The organism is Pseudolysinimonas sp., from assembly GCF_031389465.1.
Classification (GTDB): Bacteria; Actinomycetota; Actinomycetes; order Actinomycetales; family Microbacteriaceae; genus Pseudolysinimonas_A.
Genome location: NZ_JANMSQ010000163.1, coordinates 1 through 18,173, shown reverse-complemented (window position 1 = coordinate 18,173; position 18,173 = coordinate 1). Strand labels below are relative to the sequence as shown.

At 67.1% G+C, this 18,173-nt stretch carries 20 protein-coding genes and 1 other RNA gene; 14 read left to right on the top strand and 7 right to left on the bottom strand.

The features are described from left to right. The 3 genes from RMO30_RS06510 to RMO30_RS06500 all read left to right on the top strand — a co-directional run. The coding region (locus tag RMO30_RS06510; RefSeq protein ID WP_309711018.1) for a hypothetical protein at nt 1-358 on the top strand (358 nt) is incomplete at its 5' end. Then, the gene (locus tag RMO30_RS06505; RefSeq protein ID WP_309711016.1) at nt 355-795 is read left to right on the top strand and encodes a pilus assembly protein TadG-related protein; all 441 of its coding nucleotides are present in this window, start codon (nt 355-357) and stop codon (nt 793-795) included. The genes RMO30_RS06510 and RMO30_RS06505, both read left to right, overlap by 4 nt. Before the next feature lie 249 nt (nt 796-1,044). Then, a complete protein-coding gene (locus RMO30_RS06500) occupies nt 1,045-1,380 on the top strand; it encodes a hypothetical protein (RefSeq protein WP_309711013.1) in 336 nt (111 codons plus the stop codon). A 36-nt stretch (nt 1,381-1,416) separates the two neighbouring features. Here the strand turns inward: RMO30_RS06500 and RMO30_RS06495 are convergent, their stop codons facing one another. Beyond that, complete coding sequence (locus tag RMO30_RS06495) at nt 1,417-2,355, bottom strand: DnaJ domain-containing protein (protein ID WP_309711011.1); 939 nt, start codon at nt 2,353-2,355, stop codon at nt 1,417-1,419. Between the two features lie 14 nt (nt 2,356-2,369). Beyond that, nucleotides 2,370-3,614, bottom strand: a complete 1,245-nt coding sequence (locus RMO30_RS06490) for an MFS transporter (RefSeq protein ID WP_309711009.1) — start codon at nt 3,612-3,614, stop codon at nt 2,370-2,372. Between the two features lie 34 nt (nt 3,615-3,648). On the opposite strand from RMO30_RS06490, the gene prfB reads away from it, so the two are divergent. From prfB to smpB, 6 genes are all read left to right on the top strand, one after another. Continuing rightward, entirely contained in the window at nt 3,649-4,758 is a 1,110-nt protein-coding gene (gene prfB / locus RMO30_RS06485; protein WP_309711006.1) for a peptide chain release factor 2, read from the top strand. Between the two features lie 47 nt (nt 4,759-4,805). Continuing rightward, nucleotides 4,806-5,942 (top strand): MFS transporter, encoded by a 1,137-nt coding sequence (locus tag RMO30_RS06480; RefSeq protein ID WP_309711003.1) that lies wholly within the window; start codon nt 4,806-4,808, stop codon nt 5,940-5,942. Between the two features lie 9 nt (nt 5,943-5,951). After that, nucleotides 5,952-7,223, top strand: coding sequence for a low temperature requirement protein A (locus RMO30_RS06475; protein ID WP_309711000.1), 1,272 nt, complete (start codon nt 5,952-5,954; stop codon nt 7,221-7,223). Between the two features lie 64 nt (nt 7,224-7,287). Beyond that, complete coding sequence (gene ftsE, locus RMO30_RS06470) at nt 7,288-8,250, top strand: cell division ATP-binding protein FtsE (RefSeq protein WP_309710997.1); 963 nt, start codon at nt 7,288-7,290, stop codon at nt 8,248-8,250. Next, nucleotides 8,247-9,158 carry a permease-like cell division protein FtsX gene (gene ftsX, locus RMO30_RS06465; protein ID WP_309710994.1) on the top strand — a complete coding sequence of 304 codons (912 nt, stop codon included), beginning with the start codon at nt 8,247-8,249 and terminating at the stop codon, nt 9,156-9,158. Before ftsE ends, ftsX begins: the two co-directional genes overlap by 4 nt. Before the next feature lie 56 nt (nt 9,159-9,214). Further along, entirely contained in the window at nt 9,215-9,691 is a 477-nt protein-coding gene (smpB, locus tag RMO30_RS06460; RefSeq protein WP_309710991.1) for an SsrA-binding protein SmpB, read from the top strand. A gap of 11 nt (nt 9,692-9,702) precedes the next feature. Here the strand turns inward: smpB and RMO30_RS06455 are convergent, their stop codons facing one another. Next, nucleotides 9,703-10,377, bottom strand: a complete 675-nt coding sequence (locus RMO30_RS06455; RefSeq protein WP_309710988.1) for an SIMPL domain-containing protein — start codon at nt 10,375-10,377, stop codon at nt 9,703-9,705. Between the two features lie 221 nt (nt 10,378-10,598). On the opposite strand from RMO30_RS06455, the gene ssrA reads away from it, so the two are divergent. From ssrA to RMO30_RS06440, 3 genes are all read left to right on the top strand, one after another. Next, nucleotides 10,599-10,968: a transfer-messenger RNA gene (ssrA, locus tag RMO30_RS06450) on the top strand. A 201-nt stretch (nt 10,969-11,169) separates the two neighbouring features. Further along, nucleotides 11,170-11,868: an ABC transporter ATP-binding protein gene (locus RMO30_RS06445; protein ID WP_309710985.1), complete on the top strand. Its 699-nt coding sequence runs from the start codon at nt 11,170-11,172 to the stop codon at nt 11,866-11,868. Continuing rightward, nucleotides 11,865-13,169, top strand: a complete 1,305-nt coding sequence (locus tag RMO30_RS06440; RefSeq protein WP_309710982.1) for an FtsX-like permease family protein — start codon at nt 11,865-11,867, stop codon at nt 13,167-13,169. Before RMO30_RS06445 ends, RMO30_RS06440 begins: the two co-directional genes overlap by 4 nt. Here the strand turns inward: RMO30_RS06440 and RMO30_RS06435 are convergent. Further along, nucleotides 13,160-14,041: an EamA family transporter gene (locus RMO30_RS06435; protein ID WP_309710980.1), complete on the bottom strand. Its 882-nt coding sequence runs from the start codon at nt 14,039-14,041 to the stop codon at nt 13,160-13,162. The two genes, RMO30_RS06440 and RMO30_RS06435, sit on opposite strands and share 10 nt — an antisense overlap. Nucleotides 14,042-14,089: 48 nt before the next feature. On the opposite strand from RMO30_RS06435, the gene RMO30_RS06430 reads away from it, so the two are divergent. Together RMO30_RS06430 and RMO30_RS06425 are read left to right on the top strand one after the other, a co-directional pair. Beyond that, nucleotides 14,090-14,776, top strand: coding sequence for a lysophospholipid acyltransferase family protein (locus RMO30_RS06430; protein WP_309710977.1), 687 nt, complete (start codon nt 14,090-14,092; stop codon nt 14,774-14,776). Then, nucleotides 14,773-16,017 (top strand): D-arabinono-1,4-lactone oxidase, encoded by a 1,245-nt coding sequence (locus RMO30_RS06425; RefSeq protein WP_309710975.1) that lies wholly within the window; start codon nt 14,773-14,775, stop codon nt 16,015-16,017. The genes RMO30_RS06430 and RMO30_RS06425 overlap by 4 nt, the downstream gene beginning before the upstream one ends. Nucleotides 16,018-16,031: 14 nt before the next feature. Here RMO30_RS06425 and RMO30_RS06420 read toward each other — a convergent pair whose 3' ends face one another. From RMO30_RS06420 to RMO30_RS06410, 3 genes are all read right to left on the bottom strand, one after another. Continuing rightward, entirely contained in the window at nt 16,032-17,159 is a 1,128-nt protein-coding gene (locus RMO30_RS06420) for an epoxide hydrolase (RefSeq protein WP_309710973.1), read from the bottom strand. A 31-nt stretch (nt 17,160-17,190) separates the two neighbouring features. Next, nucleotides 17,191-17,826, bottom strand: coding sequence for a GntR family transcriptional regulator (locus RMO30_RS06415; protein WP_309710972.1), 636 nt, complete (start codon nt 17,824-17,826; stop codon nt 17,191-17,193). A 10-nt stretch (nt 17,827-17,836) separates the two neighbouring features. After that, a partial coding sequence (locus RMO30_RS06410; protein ID WP_309710969.1) for a DUF1932 domain-containing protein occupies nt 17,837-18,173 on the bottom strand: 337 nt, incomplete at its 5' end.

Sequence of the window (18,173 nt, the reverse complement as noted above, 5' to 3'; positions counted from 1 at the left end):
TCTGGTGCTTGCGCTCGCCTCGATCCAGAGTGCGTCGTTCGCGGTCGAAGGTGCGGCCCGCCAGGCGTCGCGGGTGTTCGTGCAGGCTGAAACGATCGCGCAGGGGCAGGCTGCGGCATCGCGTGCCATCGCCGTGACGCTCGCCGACTACGGGCTCGATCCCGCTGACGCACGGGTTGCGATCACCTGTCGGCCGAACCCCGCCGACTGTCTCACGCGCCGCGGCTTCGTCACCGTGACGATCGCAACGGTCGCGCCGCTGCCGTTCTTCCCAGCGGTGCTCGAGGCCGACATCCCGCCCGGCGTGCCGATCGACTCGGTCGCGACCGAGCAGGTGTCGCGGTTCGCTGGCTCATGAGCACGCGAAGGTGGCGCGACGAGGAGGGTTCAACTCTCCCGCTTGTCGCTGGTTTCGGGGCGCTCGCGCTTGCCCTCGTGCTCGTGGCCGCGGCAACATCCTCTCTCTATCTGGAACGCAAACAGCTCTTCACCCTCGCCGACGGTGCAGCGCTCGTCGGGGCGGAGGCGTTCGACCTCGCCGACGTGTCGGTCGCGTCGGGGAGCCCTGAAGCGGTGCTGCATTCCGCCGACGTGCATCGCGACGTCGCGGCGTTCCTCGCCGCGACCCCGAACGGCGGCTTCGAGCAGCTCGTGCTCGAACAAGCGACGACCCGCGACGGCGAGACGGCGACCGTCACCCTCTCGGCGGTGTGGCGCCCGCCGATCGTGACGGTGTTCTTTCCCGAGGGTGTGCGGATCGAGACGACAGCAACCGCCCGCGCGGTCTTCGGTTAGGCCAAAGGTGCCCACCGCGAGGAAATCCGGACCCGAGAAGCGACCGAAGCACGGCGTTCGCGAACTCGAAGCGATCATCCAGCTCTCCGAGCGTAACGGCTGGCATTTCGTCAAAGGCAAGACCTATTTCACAGGGAGGTGTCCGTGCGGCGCGCACTTGAAGACGGTTCACCTCACGCCGTCAAACCCCTTGTACGCACGCCAGCTCAGGGGTTGGTTCCAGCGCGTAGAGTGCTGGCAGGGAAGGGAGTGACCATGGGCTTCAGGGTGGAAATCACCGTAGAAGGCCTTGGCATGTCCGCGCAGGTCGTGGAGGAGCGCTTCGATTCCATCGCGAATGCGCTCTACGAGTGCCAGGGAATCGCGGACCAAGATCTCTCAGCGGACACCTCGAAGGCTCGATACACCTTTACCTTCGACGTTCTCGACATCGAAGATCCGGTGAAAGCGGTGGAGTTTGCCGTTTCGATCGTGCGAACGGCACTGCATGCCGCCGGTGGTGCGACGCCGAACTGGGAGCAGGGGTTCGAGCTCATTCGGCAGTCTTCGGAGCGCGCTCGCCAGCGCAAGAAGGCACTCGTCTAGCGATCTCCAGTCGCCCCCGTGCCACGGGCCGACTAGCTAGACGAAGCGCGCCGCGCTCTGCACGCGCGTACGCACCTCGAAGAGGTCGGTTCCGCCGAAAGCCGGGCCGGCCGGGCGGGTCCCGATCAGATGAGCGAGGCGGGTGCGCTGCACGAGGAACGTCGTCGCGCCCCGCACCGAGCCGAGGGTGACGACGCCCTCGGGGCTCATGTCGTCGGGGATCACGATCGCCAGGCCTGTGAATCTGACCTTCGCGAGTCGTTCGAATCTGCGAGCCCGGCTCGCCAGTTCGTGCATGGGCCGCTCATCGGGATGGATGCCGGGGCCGATCAGTTCTCCGCGCCGGGTCGAGACGCCATCCCCCCAGTCTTCACTCTGGATTCCCCACAGGCCGCTCGGCCCGAGAACGATGTGGTCGATCTTTCCGGCTCCACCTCGCGTCGGGTCGGATTGCACGTCATTCCAGACGGTGAAGCCGATTCCGAGATCGGCGAGCACGACCGCAGTGTCTTCCTCGGCGATCGCCGACGCGAGCAGGTGCCGCACCTCGAGAGGTGCCGACCGCACGAGCGTCGGGTCGTAGGGGTTCGGGATCGTGGCCCCGCGCCCGACCCACTCCTGCAGGAGGTCGAGGTACTGCTCGCGCCACCACCCGCCGGGATGCCCGTGGGTTCGCGCGCGCGGACGTGACGAGTCGGCGCGCGGGGAAGGCTCGGACGGCGCCCACGGTCGAGCGGGGGAGTCGTCGCGGTGGCCGTCCCACGCGGCCCCGGAGTCGTACGCGGCCCGTGCCTCGGGCGTGCCCACCTGCTCCCAGGCGCGCTGCACGAGATCGAAACGGGTTGCGTGGCCCCCGGTGTCGGGGTGGGTCTCTCGAAGTTTCAGCCGATACGCGCGCCGCAGGTCGGCATCGGTGGCGCTCTGCGTAACGCCGAGCACGGCATACGGGCTCGGAGCGAGGGGGCTGACAGACACCCGAATATTCTCTGCTACTCCGTGCCCTGGCTGGGACGCGCGGACACGTAACGCGGGATGGAGACGCGCATGATCAGCGCCCCGAACAACCCCACGACGCCGAGTACGAACACGCCGATGGACAGGCTGAATACCGCCGTGAGCGCGGTCACCAGGATCGGTGCACCCGCGCCGCCGAGGTCGGTGGTGAACCGCCAGGCGCCGAGGAACGGGGCGGGGTTGCGGCGGTCGGCGAGGTCGGCGCCGAGGGTCATCAGGATGCCGGCGCCGAGCCCGTTCGCGAGCGACAGGAACAGCGCGATGCCGATATACCAGCCGATCCGGGCGTCGAGGTCGTGGGTGAACGCGAGCGCGATGAGTCCGACGGAGAGACCGAGGGCGCAGGGCAGGATGGCCCACAGCCGACCGAAGCGGTCCATGATCCAGCCGCCGAGAAAGAACAGCGAGAAGTCAACGGCCGCGGCGACTCCGATCACGAGTGAGGTGGTCGCCTCGTCGAGTCCGATGCTGATCGCCCACACCGGCAGCACGACCTGGCGCACCTGCCGCAGGCCGGAGAGGATCGCCGAACCGACACCGAGGGTGAGCAACACCTTCCGCTGCGCCGCGAGGGTGGCCCACAGGCCGACGGCTTCCGCGCGAACCTCGTCTTCGCCGGCAGTGTGCGGCCCGCGCGACACGACCGCCACCGGGTCGCGCAGGACGAGCAGTACGGCCGCGGCGGCGAAACAGCAGACCGCCAGCAGGATGACGACACTCGCGGGTTCGCCGGTCACCGTGAGAAGCGCCGCCCCGGCCAACGGACCCGCCACGGCGCCGAGGCGGATACTTCCCCCGAGGGTCGCGAGTGCGCGCGCCCGAGAGCGCAGCGGCACGAAACTCGTCATGAAGGCGTGGCGGGCGAGGCCGAACGATGCACCGGCGATGCCGAGCAGCAGCACCCCGAGACCCAGCACTGCGGGATGCGGCGCGACCAACATCGCGACGACGCCGAGCAGCGCGAGCCCGGTCGCCGCGATCATCGCCCGGCGTTCGCCGATGCGGGCGACGAGCGCTCCACTCGGGATGTCGCCCATCAGCTGACCGACGACGAGCATCGAGGCGATGAGCGCGGCACCGCCGAGATCGGTGCCCAGATCCTGCGCGAGTGCCGGAATGACGGGGATGATCGCGAATTGCCCCATCGAGAACACGATCGACGGCAGGAACACGACGACGGCGACCGATCGCCAGCGGAAGGGGCGATCGGGGGGAACCATCGCCGTTCACGATACGCCTAGGCTGGAGGACGCCATGATCGAGCTCGACCTCGGCGCAGAGATCGCCGCACTCCGCAGCACGTTCAACGACATCCGAAGCGTCATCGGAGTGGAGCGGCTCGAAGCCGAGATCGCCGATCTGAGCGAGAAGGCCGGTGCGCAAGACCTCTGGGACGACCCGGATGCCGCGCAGAAAGTCACCAGCGCGCTCAGCCACCGACAGACCGAACTCGCTCGAATCATCGGTATCGAGCGTCGTCTCGACGACCTCGAGGTGCTCGTCGAGATGGCGATCGAGGGCGACGACGAGCTGAGCGCGCAGGAGTCCCGCGCCGAACTCGCCGCACTGACGAAGACCCTCGGCGAGTTCGAGGTGCAGATTCTGCTCGACGGCGAATACGACGACCGGGGAGCGGTCGTCACGATCCGCTCTGGTGCGGGCGGGGACGACGCCACCGACTTCGCCGAAATGCTCATGCGCATGTACCTGCGGTGGGCGGAGCGCCACAAATACCCCGTCAAAGTGCTCGACACCTCCTACGCCGAAGGGGCTGGCATCAAGTCGGCGACCTTCGAGGTCGATGCTCCCTACGCGTTCGGCACGCTGAGCGTCGAAGCCGGCACCCACCGGCTCGCGCGCATCAGCCCATTCGGCTCCGCCGACAAGCGCCAGACGAGTTTCGCCGCCGTCGAAGTCATCCCGGTGATGGAGGAGGCGCAAGCCGTCGAGGTCCCCGAAGGCGACATCCGAGTGGATGTCTTCCGCTCCTCCGGACCCGGCGGGCAGAGCGTCAACACCACCGACTCGGCAGTGCGCATCACGCACATCCCGACCGGAATCGTCGTGTCGATGCAGAACGAGAAGTCGCAGATTCAGAACCGCGCCGTCGCGATGCGGGTGCTGCAGACCCGCCTGATGCTGCTGCAGCGCGAAGAGGAGGCGGCGAAGAAGAAAGAACTCGCAGGCACCATCACCGCATCCTGGGGCGACCAGATGCGCTCCTACTTCCTGTACGGGCAACAGCTCGTGAAGGATCTGCGCACCGGCCACGAGGTGGGAAACCCGGCCGTGGTCTTCGACGGTGACCTCGACGGGTTCATCGCGGCGGGCATCCGCTGGCGCAAGTCGCGGGTCGAGGACTAGCCACGCTTTCCCGCCCGGTCGCGTTCGTCGGCTTCACCGCGACGCTCGTGTCGCTCTACATCGCGAGTGGCGCTCCCACCCCGTTGCTCATTGGGTGGCAACACGAGTGGGGCTTCCCCGACTCGCTCGTCGCGCTCGCCTTCGCCGCCTACGCGTTCACCTTTCTCGCGGCGCTGCTCGTCGGTGGCTCGCTCTCCGACTACCTCGGACGCAAACCCGTCATCCTCGCATCGCTGCTGTTGGCCCTCGTCTCGATCGTGATGTTCATGCTCGCGGCGTCGATCGAGTGGGTGATCGCCGCACGTGCTGTGCAGGGCGTGGCCGTCGGTGTCGTGACAGCGGCCTACACGGCGGCGCTCGTGGAGCTCGCGAGGCCCGGCACCCGGGTCGGCCCGGTCATCGCAGCCGCCGCGCCGGTCGGCGGCCTCGGGCTGGGCGCGCTCCTCGGCGGGGTCGCGATCGAACTGTGGGATCTGGATGCCGACGAGACCCTCTTCGCTGCCGTCGGAGTTCTGCTGCTCGTCGGCGTGCTCATCACCCTCTTCGCTCCCGAGACGACGACGCGCATTCCCGGTGTGTTTCGGTCGCTCGTGCCCCAGGTCGTCGTGCCCGTCGAGGCCCGTTCGTTCTTCGTGCGGATGCTGCCGATCCTGATCGCTGCCTGGGCGACGGGCTCGCTCTTCCTCGGGCTCGCGCCGACAGTCGTCCACCAGCTGCTGCGCCTCGAGAGCGGGTTGCTCGACGGGTTCACGGCAGCAATCCACGCCTTCGGGGTGTGCATCGGCAGCCTCGTCTTCGGCAGAGTCGCCGTCGGCACCGCCCTGCGCGGCGGCGCTGCCGGCCTCGTGGTGGGCGTCGCCCTCGTCGTGCTCGGGGTCGTGGTGCAGAGCATTGCGCTCGTCTGGATCGGCGGCGCCGTCGAGTCGCTGGCATTCGGCGCAGCGTTCGGCGCGATCTTCCGGGGCCTCACACCGCTCGCTCCCGAGCACCAGAGGGCGGGCACCTTTGCCGCCGTTTACGTCGCGGCCTATCTTGCGCTCGGCGTGCCCGTGGTCGTCGCCGGGCAGCTGATCGCACCGCTCGGCCTGCTCCCGGTGATCATCGGCTGGACCGTGCTCATCGTGGCGCTCGCAGCTCTGGGGCTCCTGATCCAGCTGCGTCGCCCGCGGGAAGCCGCGGTTTAGCCTGGTCGAGTGAACGCGGCACCTGAGGTCAACAACGAGACTCTCGGCAGAGGGACCCAGCATCGCCTGCGCCGGATGGTCGGGCGGAGCCCGAATGAGAGCCACCGGTCGGCGACCCCACTCGAGCTGTTGTTCGACCTCACCCTCGTCGTGGCGTTCGCGCAGGCCGGCCGCGAGACCGCCCACCTGATCGCCGAAGGCCACGTCGGCTCGGCGATCGTGGCGTTCGCCTTCGTCGTGTTCGCCGTGATCTGGGCCTGGATCAACTTCTCCTGGTTCGCGTCGGCTTACGACACCGACGACTGGTTCTACCGCGTCACGACGATGGTTCAGATGACGGGCGTCCTCGTGCTCGCCCTCGGAATCCCTGATGTCTTCGAGTCGATCGACCGCGGGGAACAGCTCAACAACACCGTCGTCGTCGCGGGGTATGTCGTCATGCGGGTGGCGATGCTCGCGCAGTGGATCCGCGTCGCCATCCAGGACCCGAAGCATCGCCGGATCGCCGTCGCCTACGCGTTCACCATCACGATCGCGCAGGTCGGCTGGACGTCGACGCTGTTCCTCGGCCTGTCGCTTGCAGGGGTCACACCGTTGCTCGTGATTCTGTACGGAATCGAACTCGTCGCCCCGGTGCTCGCCGAACGTCGAGCAGGCGGCACGCCGTGGCATCCGCACCACATCGCTGAACGCTACGGCCTGCTGGTCATCATCACCCTCGGCGAAGGGATCCTCGGCACCATCGCCGCGGTCAGCGCCCTCGTGAGCAAGGTCGGCTGGAGCTCGGAGGCGGTACTCGTCGCCGTGGCGGGTACTGGCCTCACCTTCGGGCTGTGGTGGAACTACTTCATCCTCCCGTCGGCCGAGGTGCTCGAACGGCATCGCGAGCGATCCTTTGCCTGGGGCTACGGGCACATCCCACTGCTCGCCGCGATCGCCGCCGTGGGGGCGGGGATGCACGTCGCGGCGTACGTCGTCGAGGGCGAGGCGACGATCGGCGTGGTCGGAGCGGTGCTGGCAACCGCCATCCCGGTGGCGGTCGGAACGCTCACCTTCATCGTGCTCTACAGCTTCCTCGTCCGCGGGTTCGACCTGTTCCACGCCGCGTTGTTCGTCGGAACGCTCGCCGTGCTCGGGCTCGCGGTGTTCCTCGCCGCGAACGGACTCACGCTCGGCTGGAGCCTCATCGTCGTCATGCTCTCGCCGGTGGTCACGATCGTCGGTTTCGAAGCGGTCGGGCATCGGCACATGGCGGCCGCCCTCGAGCGCACCCTGGCCTGAGGCTCCCGCGCCGGGGAGTGTCGCGCCGGGCAGCGGGGACATGTCGACTTAGCCTGGACCGGTCATGATCCTGTTCGACGGCGTCACCAAGACCTACCCCGGTACCTCCCGCCCTGCGCTCAACGGCGTAACCCTCGAGGTGCTCAAGGGGGAGTTCGTGTTCCTCGTCGGCGCCTCGGGTTCGGGCAAGTCGTCGTTTCTGCGTCTCGTACTCAAAGAAGACCGGCCGACGAAAGGCAAGATCTTCGTCCTCGGGCAGGACCTCGGGGCGATCTCCAGCGGCAAGGTGCCCTACTTTCGGCGCAGCCTCGGTGTCGTCTTCCAGGATTTCCGGCTGCTGCCGAACAAGACGGTGTTCGACAACGTCGCGTTCACGCTTCAGGTGATCGGCAAGAGCAAGGGCTTCATCCAGGAGGCCGTGCCCGACGTGCTCAAGATGGTCGGGCTCGGTGGAAAGCAGAACCGGTACCCGCACGAACTCTCCGGCGGTGAACAACAGCGAGTCGCGATCGCCCGCGCGGTCGTCAACAAGCCCGCGATCCTCCTCGCCGACGAGCCGACCGGAAACCTCGACCCCGCGACGAGTGCGGGCATCATGACCCTGCTGTCGACGATCAACGCGAACGGCACGACCGTTCTCATGGCTACCCACGACGCTGGCATCGTCGACAAGATGAAGCGTCGGGTGATCGAGCTGATCGGCGGCCAGATCGTTCGCGACGAGCGCCAGGGCGGGTACCAGACCCAGTCGATGCCGATCCAGAAGCCCACGCGACCCGAGCCGTCGTTTGACGACCTCGCCGCCGCGGTGCCCGACCCTCAACCCGACTTCCAGCCCCAGGCACCGCTGTTCGAGGAGCCCGACTTCGGCGATGAGCCCGAGCCCGCCGAGCCCGAGGCGACGCCGGCATCCGTCCCCGTCTCGGTCACCCCGGCGAGGGGCGCCGTCATCCCGGAGCCGGGAAGCGGACCGCCGCCCGGCTTCCAGTGGCCCACAGCCCCCGACGACCAGCGGGGTAACCGATGAGACTCGGGCTGATCCTCGGCGAGGTCGGGCAGGGTCTGCGGCGCAACCTGTCGATGGTCGTGTCGGTCGTGCTGGTGACCTTCATCTCGCTCACCTTCGTCGGCACGGCGATCCTGCTGCAGTTCCAGATCGCGCAGATGAAGGGCTACTGGTACGACCGGTCGCAGGTGGCCGTCTACCTCTGCACCGACTTCGACGGCGGAGAGTGCGCCAACCAGGCGGCGACGCAGAGCCAGACGGATGCCGTCGAGGCCGAACTGAACGGCGACACCCTTGCGCCCTACATCGAGCGAGTCGAGTTCGAAACCCGCGAGCAGGCCTACCAGAACGTGCTCGACCAGTACGAAGGCACCGCCATCGCCGACCTGGCGAGCCCTGAGATTCTGCCCGAAGCGTTCCGCATCAAACTGGTGAACCCCGACCAGGCCGAGATCATCATCGACCAGATCAGCGGCATGCCGGGTGTCGACGAGGTGAGCGACGACCGAGCGTTCCTCGAACCGATTTTCACGATGATCAACACGCTCAGCCTGAGTGCCGTCGGCATCGCAGCCCTCATGCTGATCGCCGCCGCACTGCTCGTCGCGACAACGATTCGACTCTCGGCGTTCTCTCGTCGCCGGGAGATCTCGATCATGAGACTCGTCGGCGCCTCCAACCGCTTCATCGAGACTCCGTTCATTCTCGAAGGGGTCGTCGCCGCGCTCATCGGCTCCGCGCTCGCCGGCGTCGGACTTGTCGTGCTCACCCAGTTCTTCGTCGGCGGCTACCTCGCCGACGCTCTCCCCACCGTCAACTTCGTCGGCACGACAGACGCCCTCCTCGTCGCGCCGATGCTACTGGGAGTGGGAGCGGTGCTCGCCGCCCTCTCGGCATCCGTCGCCATCCGCCGCTACCTCAAGGCGTAGCGCGCGTTAGACTGGGCGGCTGCTCAGGCTAAGGAACGCGAAGGAGGTGAGCCAAGATGCCGAAGGAACTCGGTCAGAAAGTCGTTGCGACGAACCGTAAAGCGCGCCACGACTACACGATTGAAGACACCTACGAGGCCGGTCTCGTGCTCACCGGCACCGAGGTGAAGTCGTTGCGCGCCGGAAGAGCATCGCTCGTCGATGGGTATGCCTTCATCGACGGCAACGAAGCGTGGCTGGACGCCGTCCACATTCCGGAATACACGGAAGGCACCTGGACGAATCACCCGCCGCGGCGCAAGCGGAAGCTGCTGTTGCACAAGGCGCAGATCATCAAGATCTCGCACAAGACCAAAGAGGGCGGGTACACCCTCATCCCGCTGCAGATCTACTTCCTCGACGGTCGCGCGAAGGTCGAGATCGCGGTCGCAAAGGGCAAGCGCGAGTACGACAAGCGGCACGCCCTGCGCGAACGTCAGGATCAGCGCGAAGCGCAGCGTGCGATGTCGACTCGCCAGAATCGCGGCGAATAGGCGCCGCGCGGTCAGCTCGCGAGGAACCGGGCGTCGACGCTCGCCGACACCTCGATGCGGTCGGGCGTGAACGTCAACGGGGTACCTCCGCCCTGGGCATCCATCGCCATCATCATCTTGCCGGCGCCGCGCGCCATCGGCCCCGGACCAGCACCCGACGAGCCGTCGCCGAGCATCCCGGGGTCGGCGATCGCGACCGGAGTCACCGCAGAGAGGCCGGCGGCCCGGGCGTAGGTCGTCGCTTTGACGGTCGCGTCGTGCACGGCGCGGGACTGGATGTCGCTCGTCACCGCGAGACGCCGTTCCTCGGTGAGATCCCACGTGATCGACGCGATCGTGACACCGGTGACGGTCGCGAACCGTTCGACGAAGGCGCTCAGCGCGTCGAAATCCTGAAAGCGAGCGGATGCCGACAGCGCGGCGTAGTACACGGGTGCGAGCTGCTTGCCGTCGTTGTTCCACGGCCGGTTCGACCACACGCTCACCCGGTCGCTCGACCACCGGGTGATCGCCGAACCCTCGAGTTCGCTCAGCACCGCGGTGACCTGCGCACCGACGCTCGTCGTCGCTTCGAACACGGGTTCGCGCTTCGGACCGTCGTGCGAGACGGTCACGTTGATGGTTGCGCGCTCCGCCTCGAACCACTCCGACGCGGTGCCCTGCACGGTGATGATGGTCCCGGTCATGCGCTCATCCTCGCAGGACGGCCGAATCGCCGCCCCAACTCTCGGAATCGCGGGTGTTCATCGATGACAGGTCGATGAACTGGCGAGATTCCGAGAGTTAGATCCCGGGTGCCGCGAGCGGGTGTGGTTCGATGGATTCCGACGTAGACTAAGAGGCTGCCTACGGGCAGTTGACAACTCCACAGCGTGCGACAACGGCCCACCCTCAACAGGGTGTTCATGGGGATGATCGGTTTCGACATCGCCTGCGAACCTGCGAGAAGCGGGCCGAGGATGAGGGGTTATCTCGTTAACGACCTCCTCAAAAAACAGGTGCCGATGCTAATCGCGCCTACTTCGCTCTTGCCGCCTAAGGCATAGACCGAGTCCGTCAGTCCGGGTACGTCCTCGCCCCGGTTACTGACGTCATCTAGAGGACTTGCTGCGTGATTGAGCCTCAGGGTCACGCGGGACTTTCACTGAAGCTGGGCTCGTCGACCTAGGTGTTCGTGACAAAGGTCGGAGCCGAGGAGAACGTCTTCACGAACTGCACCCGGAGAAGGCGCAGACTCTCAGCGATGGACGGGGGTTCAATTCCCCCCATCTCCACTATTGGCCGTTGTCGCACGCTGCGGAATCGAAGAGGCCGTCCTGCGGGGCGGCCTCTTCGATGTGTGGGTGCAGGCATCCCTCGCCCAGACTTCCTCCATCCGGAGTAGGCGGGTGCATCCGTAGGGAGGATGCTGCGATCGCTGCGATCTCGAATGCTGGGGTACGACATCGCGACAGCCGCGACCGTCAGATAGGAGAAAGATGGACACCCCAATCCTCTCGGTTCGGAACGTACACAAGACGTACGGCACCGGACAGAGCCGATTCGAGGCGTTGAAGGGAGTGAGTTTCGACATCCCCGAAGGGCAGAGTGTCGCGATCGTCGGCAAGAGCGGTTCGGGCAAGTCGACGCTCATGCACATGCTCGCCCTGCTCGACGCCCCCTCAAGCGGTTCGATCGAGCTCGAAGGAACCGACACCCGCAAGCTGCGCGGCTCCCGGCTGAATCGCACCCGTAACAAGACGTTCGGGTTCGTGTTCCAGCAGTTCTTTCTCACCCCGCGGGCTTCGGTACTCGACAACGTCATCCTGCCGTTGAAGATCGCTGGCGTTGGGCGCGCGGAACGCAAGCGGCGCGGTATGGCTGCGCTCGAACAGCTCGAGCTCGGCGATAAGGCTCGCAATCGGGCCGTCGACTTGTCGGGTGGGCAAAAGCAGCGTGCGGTGATCGCGCGAGCCCTCGTCAACAATCCGCGCATCATCTTCGCCGACGAGCCCACCGGAAACCTCGACTCCGCGACCGGAGCGATCGTCGAGGACATCCTGTTCGGACTCAACCGCGAGAAGGGCATCACCTTGTTCGTCGTCACCCACGACCATGACCTGGCGGCGCGTTGCGATCGCCGGGTCTTCATCCGCGACGGCCTGCTGGTCGAGGATTCTGCGGCGGTGGCGGCATGAGAGTCCCCGATCTGGTCGGCTCCGCGGTCGCCAACACCTTCCGAGCCAAGACCCGTACTGCCCTCACCGTGGTGGCAATCTTCGTCGGCGGGTTCACCTTGACGCTCACGAGCGGCATGGGCACCGGCATCAATGCGTACATCGACGACACCGTGGCTGGCATCGGCGCGTCCGATGTGATGACCGTCACGAAAGCCAGTGAGTCTGCCGCCCTGGCTTTCGGGGGAGACTCCGGTCCTGCGGAGTACGACCCCGACGCGATCGACAACGGTCAGATCGGGCTGGGCACGGTTATCGCGCTGACACCTGACGACATCGACACGCTCGCCAACATCGACGGTGTACTCGACGTGCAGGCGACGAAGTCGATCTCGGCTGACTACATCGTGGCCGGCGACGACACCCCGTATGTGGTGAGGGTCGGCGCCCGGGTCGAAGGCCAGACCCTGCAGCTCGCTGCAGGGGACGCTCCCGACGACGCGTCCGATGCGTTCGAGCTCGTGCTTCCCGTGTCGTATGTCGAGCCGCTTGGTTTCGTTGACGATGCGGATGCCGTTGGCCAGACCGTGATGATCGCCGTGACGGATGCCGAGCGCACTCAGCACCTCGTCGAGGCGACGATCGTCGGGGTCGCCGAGGAGAGCATCGCCTCAGCGACCGGTGCCAGCGTCGTTCTCAACGACGCCCTCACCGACGGGCTCTACGCGACGCAGAACATCGGGCTGCCGGTCGACGTCTCAGAGCGGCATGCCCAGGCGAGCATCTGGTTCGACCCCGACGCCACCGACGAGCAGATCGCCGCGTTGAAGGATCGCCTGGCCGATGCCGGCTATACCGGCACGACTGTCGCCGACCAGCTCGGTGCGTTCACCACCGTGATCGACGGAATCGTGCTCGTGCTCAACGCCTTCGCGGTGATTGCGTTGCTGGCTGCCAGCTTCGGCATCGTCAACACCCTGTTGATGTCGGTACAGGAACGCACTCGCGAGATCGGTCTGATGAAGGCCATGGGGATGGGGAGCGGCAAGGTCTTCGGCCTGTTCAGCCTCGAGGCGACATTCATCGGCCTGCTCGGTAGCGGGATCGGGGTCATTCTCGGAATACTCACCGGCACCGCGATCAGCTCGGTGCTCTCCGACGGGCTCCTCGCCGGCCTTCCGGGTCTCACCGTGATCGCCTTCGATCCGGTGTCGATCGCCGTGATCGTGCTCGTGGTGATGGGCGTCGCGTTCCTGGCCGGTACGCTGCCGGCCGCGCGTGCCGCAAAAGCCGACCCGGTGGAGTCGCTGCGTTACGAGTGAGGTTCGAGCGGCTCCTTTCTCCGCTTCGTGACGAGGTAGGAGCCGCTCAGAACGAGCACGAAGCCCACGATCGTCCAGACCGTGATCGGCTCGCTCAGGAAGATCACGCCAGCGAGGATCGCCACCGCCGGGTTGACATAGGTGATCGCGGTCGCCCGGAACGGTCCGATCTCCGACACCAGCGCCACCATGAGAATGAAGGCGAGCGCACTACAGACCACGGCGAGCACGATGATCGCGACGACCACCTCGGGAGAAGGCCACTCGGTGGGGAACGTTCCGGTCACGGCGACGAACGGAACGTAGACGATTGCGGCGACGGCGAGCGACACCGCCGTGACACCGATCCCCGGCAGCTCGGGGATCCAGCGCGCCAGGATTGCCGGACCGATGGCGTACCCGACGACGACGACCGCGATCTCGGCGACCGCGATCAGGTCAGACCCGCCGATCTCGAAACCGACGAGCGTCGCGACACCGGCCATCCCGAGCACGATACCGAGCCAGTTGAGCGGGCCGAGCTTCGCCCGGCGGCCGAGCACGAACGCGACGCCGACGGCCGCGAGCGGCACGGCCGAGATGAGCAGCCCTGCCGTCGAGGAGGGAATGCGTTGCTCGGCCGAGTTGAGGAAGTACCACGGCAGGATGATCTCGATTGCGGCGAAGGCGAGCACGGGCTTCCACCGCCGCAGTACCGGACCGATTTCGCGTCGAAAGAAGGCGAGGGGCAGCAACAAAACGGCGGCCAGCCCGGCCCGTGCGAGCACGACCATCTGCGGCTCGAGCTCGCTCACGGCGACCTTGATGAACAGGTACGGGATGCCCCACGCGATTCCCAGAGCGACAAAGAGGATCACACCGCGTCGCGTCACCCACTCATCATGCCGTCAGCCACCGTCGGAGTCTGATAAGCAAGGGTCGTGCGTTACTGGCTCGCGAAGAACCTCGTGGTGGTCCCCCTCTTGCGGCTGCTCTGGCGGTTCGAGGTGCGTGGGGTGCACAACATCCCGAAGAGAGGCGCGGCGATCATGGCGAGCAACCATCTCGCGCTGCTCGACTCGGCGTTTGTGCCCGGAGCGATCCCACGCCACGTGGCCTTCCTCGGCAAGGAGCAGTTGTTCGCGGGCAGAGGGCTACGGGCGCGGTTCGTTCGCAGCTTCATGCTCGCGATGGGGCAACTCGAGATCGATCGCGGCGGGGGCTCCGCGTCGGCGTCGTCACTCGGCGGCGGGGTGCACGTGCTTCGTGCGGGGAAGCTGCTCGGCATCTACCCGGAGGGCACCCGCAGCCCCGACGGTCGGCTGCACCGCGGTCGCACCGGGATCGCGCGCCTGCTTCTCGACACTCCCGTGCCCGTCGTTCCGGTGGCCATCTCGGGCAGCGACGAGATCTTGCCGCGCGGGGCGAAGTTCCCGAAGCTCGGCGGTCGGGTCATCGTGACCTTCGGCGAGCCGATGGACTTCTCGCGTTACGCGGGCCTCACCGAAGACCGCTTCGTGCTGCGTGCCATTACCGACGAGATCATGCACGAGATCAAGCGGCTGAGCGGCCAGGAGTACGTCGACGTGTACGCGTCGAACGCTCGTCGACCTGCCAAGACCGGGTGACCAGCGCCGAGGGCGGGGCCGGGGCGACCTGGGCGGGCACGCACGTGTTCACCGCCCCCGCGATCGTCGAAGCGCTGACGATCGACGACGTGCGCGACGCGGTCGCGGCCGGGGGTCGAGTGCGCGCACTCGGCACGCGGCACTCGTTCAACGACCTCGCCGACATCGACGGCACGCTCGTGACAGTGACCGGAATCTCGGCCGACCCGGTGCTCGACGAGTCGCGTCTGGAGGTGACTGTTGGGGCGGGCACCCGGTACGGCGTGCTCGCGCGTTGGCTTGAAGACCGCGGCTGGGCACTCCACAACCTCGGATCGCTGCCCCACATCTCGATCGGCGGCGCGATTGCGACGGGCACACACGGCTCCGGGCACGGCAACGGTGTGCTCACCACCGCCGTCCGTCGGCTCGAGTACGTCGACGCGAGCGGGATGCTCGCCGAAGTGCGGGTCGGCGACCCCGACTTTGCGGCGCTCGCCGTCGGTCTCGGAGCTTTTGGCGTCGTCGTGCGGGTCACTCTTGCCATCGAGCCGAGCTACCGGATGCGGCAGGACGTCTACTCGGGCCTGACGTGGGAGACCTTCCTCGCCGATCCCGACGCTGTCACCGGCGCGGCATACAGCGTGAGCGTGTTCACCACCTGGGGCGACGAGGTGGGCGACATCTGGCTCAAGTCGCGCCTGGACGCGTTCGGCGGTATCTCGGGTGCGCAGCTGCAGACCGAAACGGCTCCCCTCGTCGGCTCGACTGAGAATCTCACCGAGCAACTGGGCGTCCCTGGTCCCTGGTGCGAGCGGCTGCCGCACTTCCGGCTCGACGCGACCCCGAGCAACGGTGACGAGATCCAGAGCGAGTACTTCGTGGCGCGATCGGATGCCGCGGCGGCTCTGACGGCCGTGCGGCAGCTGGCCGACGACATCCGCCCGCATCTGCTGGTGAGCGAACTGCGTACCGTACGCGCCGACGATCTCTGGCTGAGCGGGGCCTATGGGCGCGACACGCTCGCGATTCACTTCACCTGGGCGAATCACCCCGAAGCGGTGCGGACTTTGTTGCCTCGCATCGAAGCCGTGCTCGCTCCGTTCGACGCGCGTCCGCACTGGGGCAAGTGGCACACGATGAGCGCGGATGCCGTGGCCGCCGTGGTGCCGCGACTCGCCGACGCGCGTGCCGTGTTCGAGCGGCTCGACCCGGAAGCGCGGTTCGCGAACGCCCACCTGCGCCGGCTCGGGGTTCGCTGATTCACGGGGGTGGGTCAGCCACCCCGCACCGAGAGGACCAGAGCACGGAATCGTTCCGCCAACGCTTCCGGCACCTCAGCCGCCGTGAAGTGACCCCCCTCCGCGAGTCGTTGAAACGCGCGCAGATCGAGGTAGTAGCCGCGGGCTACTGACTCCGGATAGGCCGCCTCATGCCGCTGGATGTGCACCGACGCGGGCACCGTGACCGGTGGCATCGGGCCGGGCTGGTCGGCTCCCTCGTAGTACGGCCGGAACGACGTACCGATCGACCCGGTGACCCAGTAAATCATCGCCTCGGTCAGAATGCGTTCGCGCGATATGCGTTGCTCGACCGCGCGCGGCCCGAGCGGGCCGGACCACGGCACATCGCTCCACTCCACGAGTTTCTCGGCGATCCAGGCGAGTAGGCCCGCCGGGGAGTCGATGAGGGATGCCGCGAGGGTGTCTGGCCTCGTCGCCTGCACATGCCCGTACGCACCGTCGGGTCCGTGTTTGGCTGCGAGCTCGGCGAAGAAGGCTGTCGCGGCCGGGTCGTCGGAGGCCGCGCGCTCCTCGTCGGTGCCGAAATGCGAGTGCGTGACGAGGATGCCGTCGACGGCTTCCGGATGGGTGGCCGCGAGCAAGTCGTTGACGTTGGCCGAGACGTCCTCGCCGTAAGTGAAGTACGACGCGTAGCCGAGAGTCTCGGTCATTAAGAGGTGCATCGTGGTCGCGAGACGCTCCTCGGTGACCGGGCCGTCGGGGTAGGGCGGAGAGAATGCGAAGCCGGCGAAGCTCGGCACGACGACGTTGAACTCCGGCAAAAGGTCGGCGAAGTCGAGCTGCAGCGCGAAGCTATGCGGCCAGCCGTGCATCACCAGCAGGGTGGGCGCGTCGGGACGATCGGCGCGGCGATGCACGAAATGCACGGTCGTGCCGTCGACCTCAGCGAGAAACTGTGGGTGCCCATTCAGCCACTCCTCTCGCGCCCGCCAGTCGAGCGCGATCCAGGAGTCGACGAGCTCACGCAGGTAGCCCTCGGTCATTCCCGACGGCATCCTGCGTGGATTGTCCGGTGCGAAACGGGTGCGTCGCAGGCGGTCGTGTAGGTCGGTCAACTCGGCGTCGGAGACGTGGATGCAGAACGGCCGTGGTTCGGTCATCACCCCACGGTAAGCGGGAGTACCGACGGACTCAGCCGATCGTGCGCAAGGCCTGGATGACGCTGGCCAGGTGCGTGCGGGTCTCGGCCTCTGCGCGCACCGGATCGCGGCTGGTGATCGCATCGATGATGGCCGCGTGTTCCGGAGCCGACACGGCGGCGCGGCCGGGGTAGAACGCGAGCCGGAACTGGTGCCGCACCCCCTGCGCGCGCAGGCGCTCAAGGATCGCGACGGCCGTCGGATGGTTGGCGATCTCGCGGATCCGGCGGTCGAGAAGCTGGTTGAGGCGGGAGTACTCGAACAGGTCGGATTGTGCGGCCGCGAGGATGTCCGCCCGTAGCTGGGTGAACTCGGTGATCTCGGCATCCGTGATGTTCTCGGCGGCCTTCGCGGCGCACAGCCCTTCGAGGCTGATGCGCACCTCGAGAATTTCGATCGCCTCGGGGAGGGGGATGGCGCGCACGCGCGAGCCGCGGTTCGGCAGCCGGTCGACGATGCCTTCAGCCGCGAGTTCGAGGAGCGCCGTGCGCACGGCAGCGCGGCTCGCGCCGTAGGTCGCCGACAGGTCGGCTTCGATGAGCCGTTGGTTCGGCGCGTACTCGCCCGAAACGATCGCCTCACGCAAGATCTTCGTCAGATCGGTGCGCGACGCCGTCGTAGTGCCCATGGCCGTCATCCTAGGAACTCGCCGCGACGAGGGAGCGGAGCCACGCGAGCGTGCCGTCGGTCATCCAGGTCGGGGTGCGCAGGTCGTCGAGGAAGGCACGCGCGTCCCGCATCTCACGTTCGCGGCGTGCGGTGTGCTGACGGGTGCCGTCGAGCAGCCGCTGCACGAGCGCATCCCCGCCGGGTCCGAACTCGGTCGCGATTTGCGCGCGCACCTCGGCGGTCGCACCGAGCTTCTCGGCGGCCGCGAGGCTCTCGAAGACCAGGCCGGCGAGCCCCTTCATGAACACGCTGCGCACAAGTTTGAGTCCGGCCGCGTCACCCGCCGCGGTGCCAACCACGCGGATC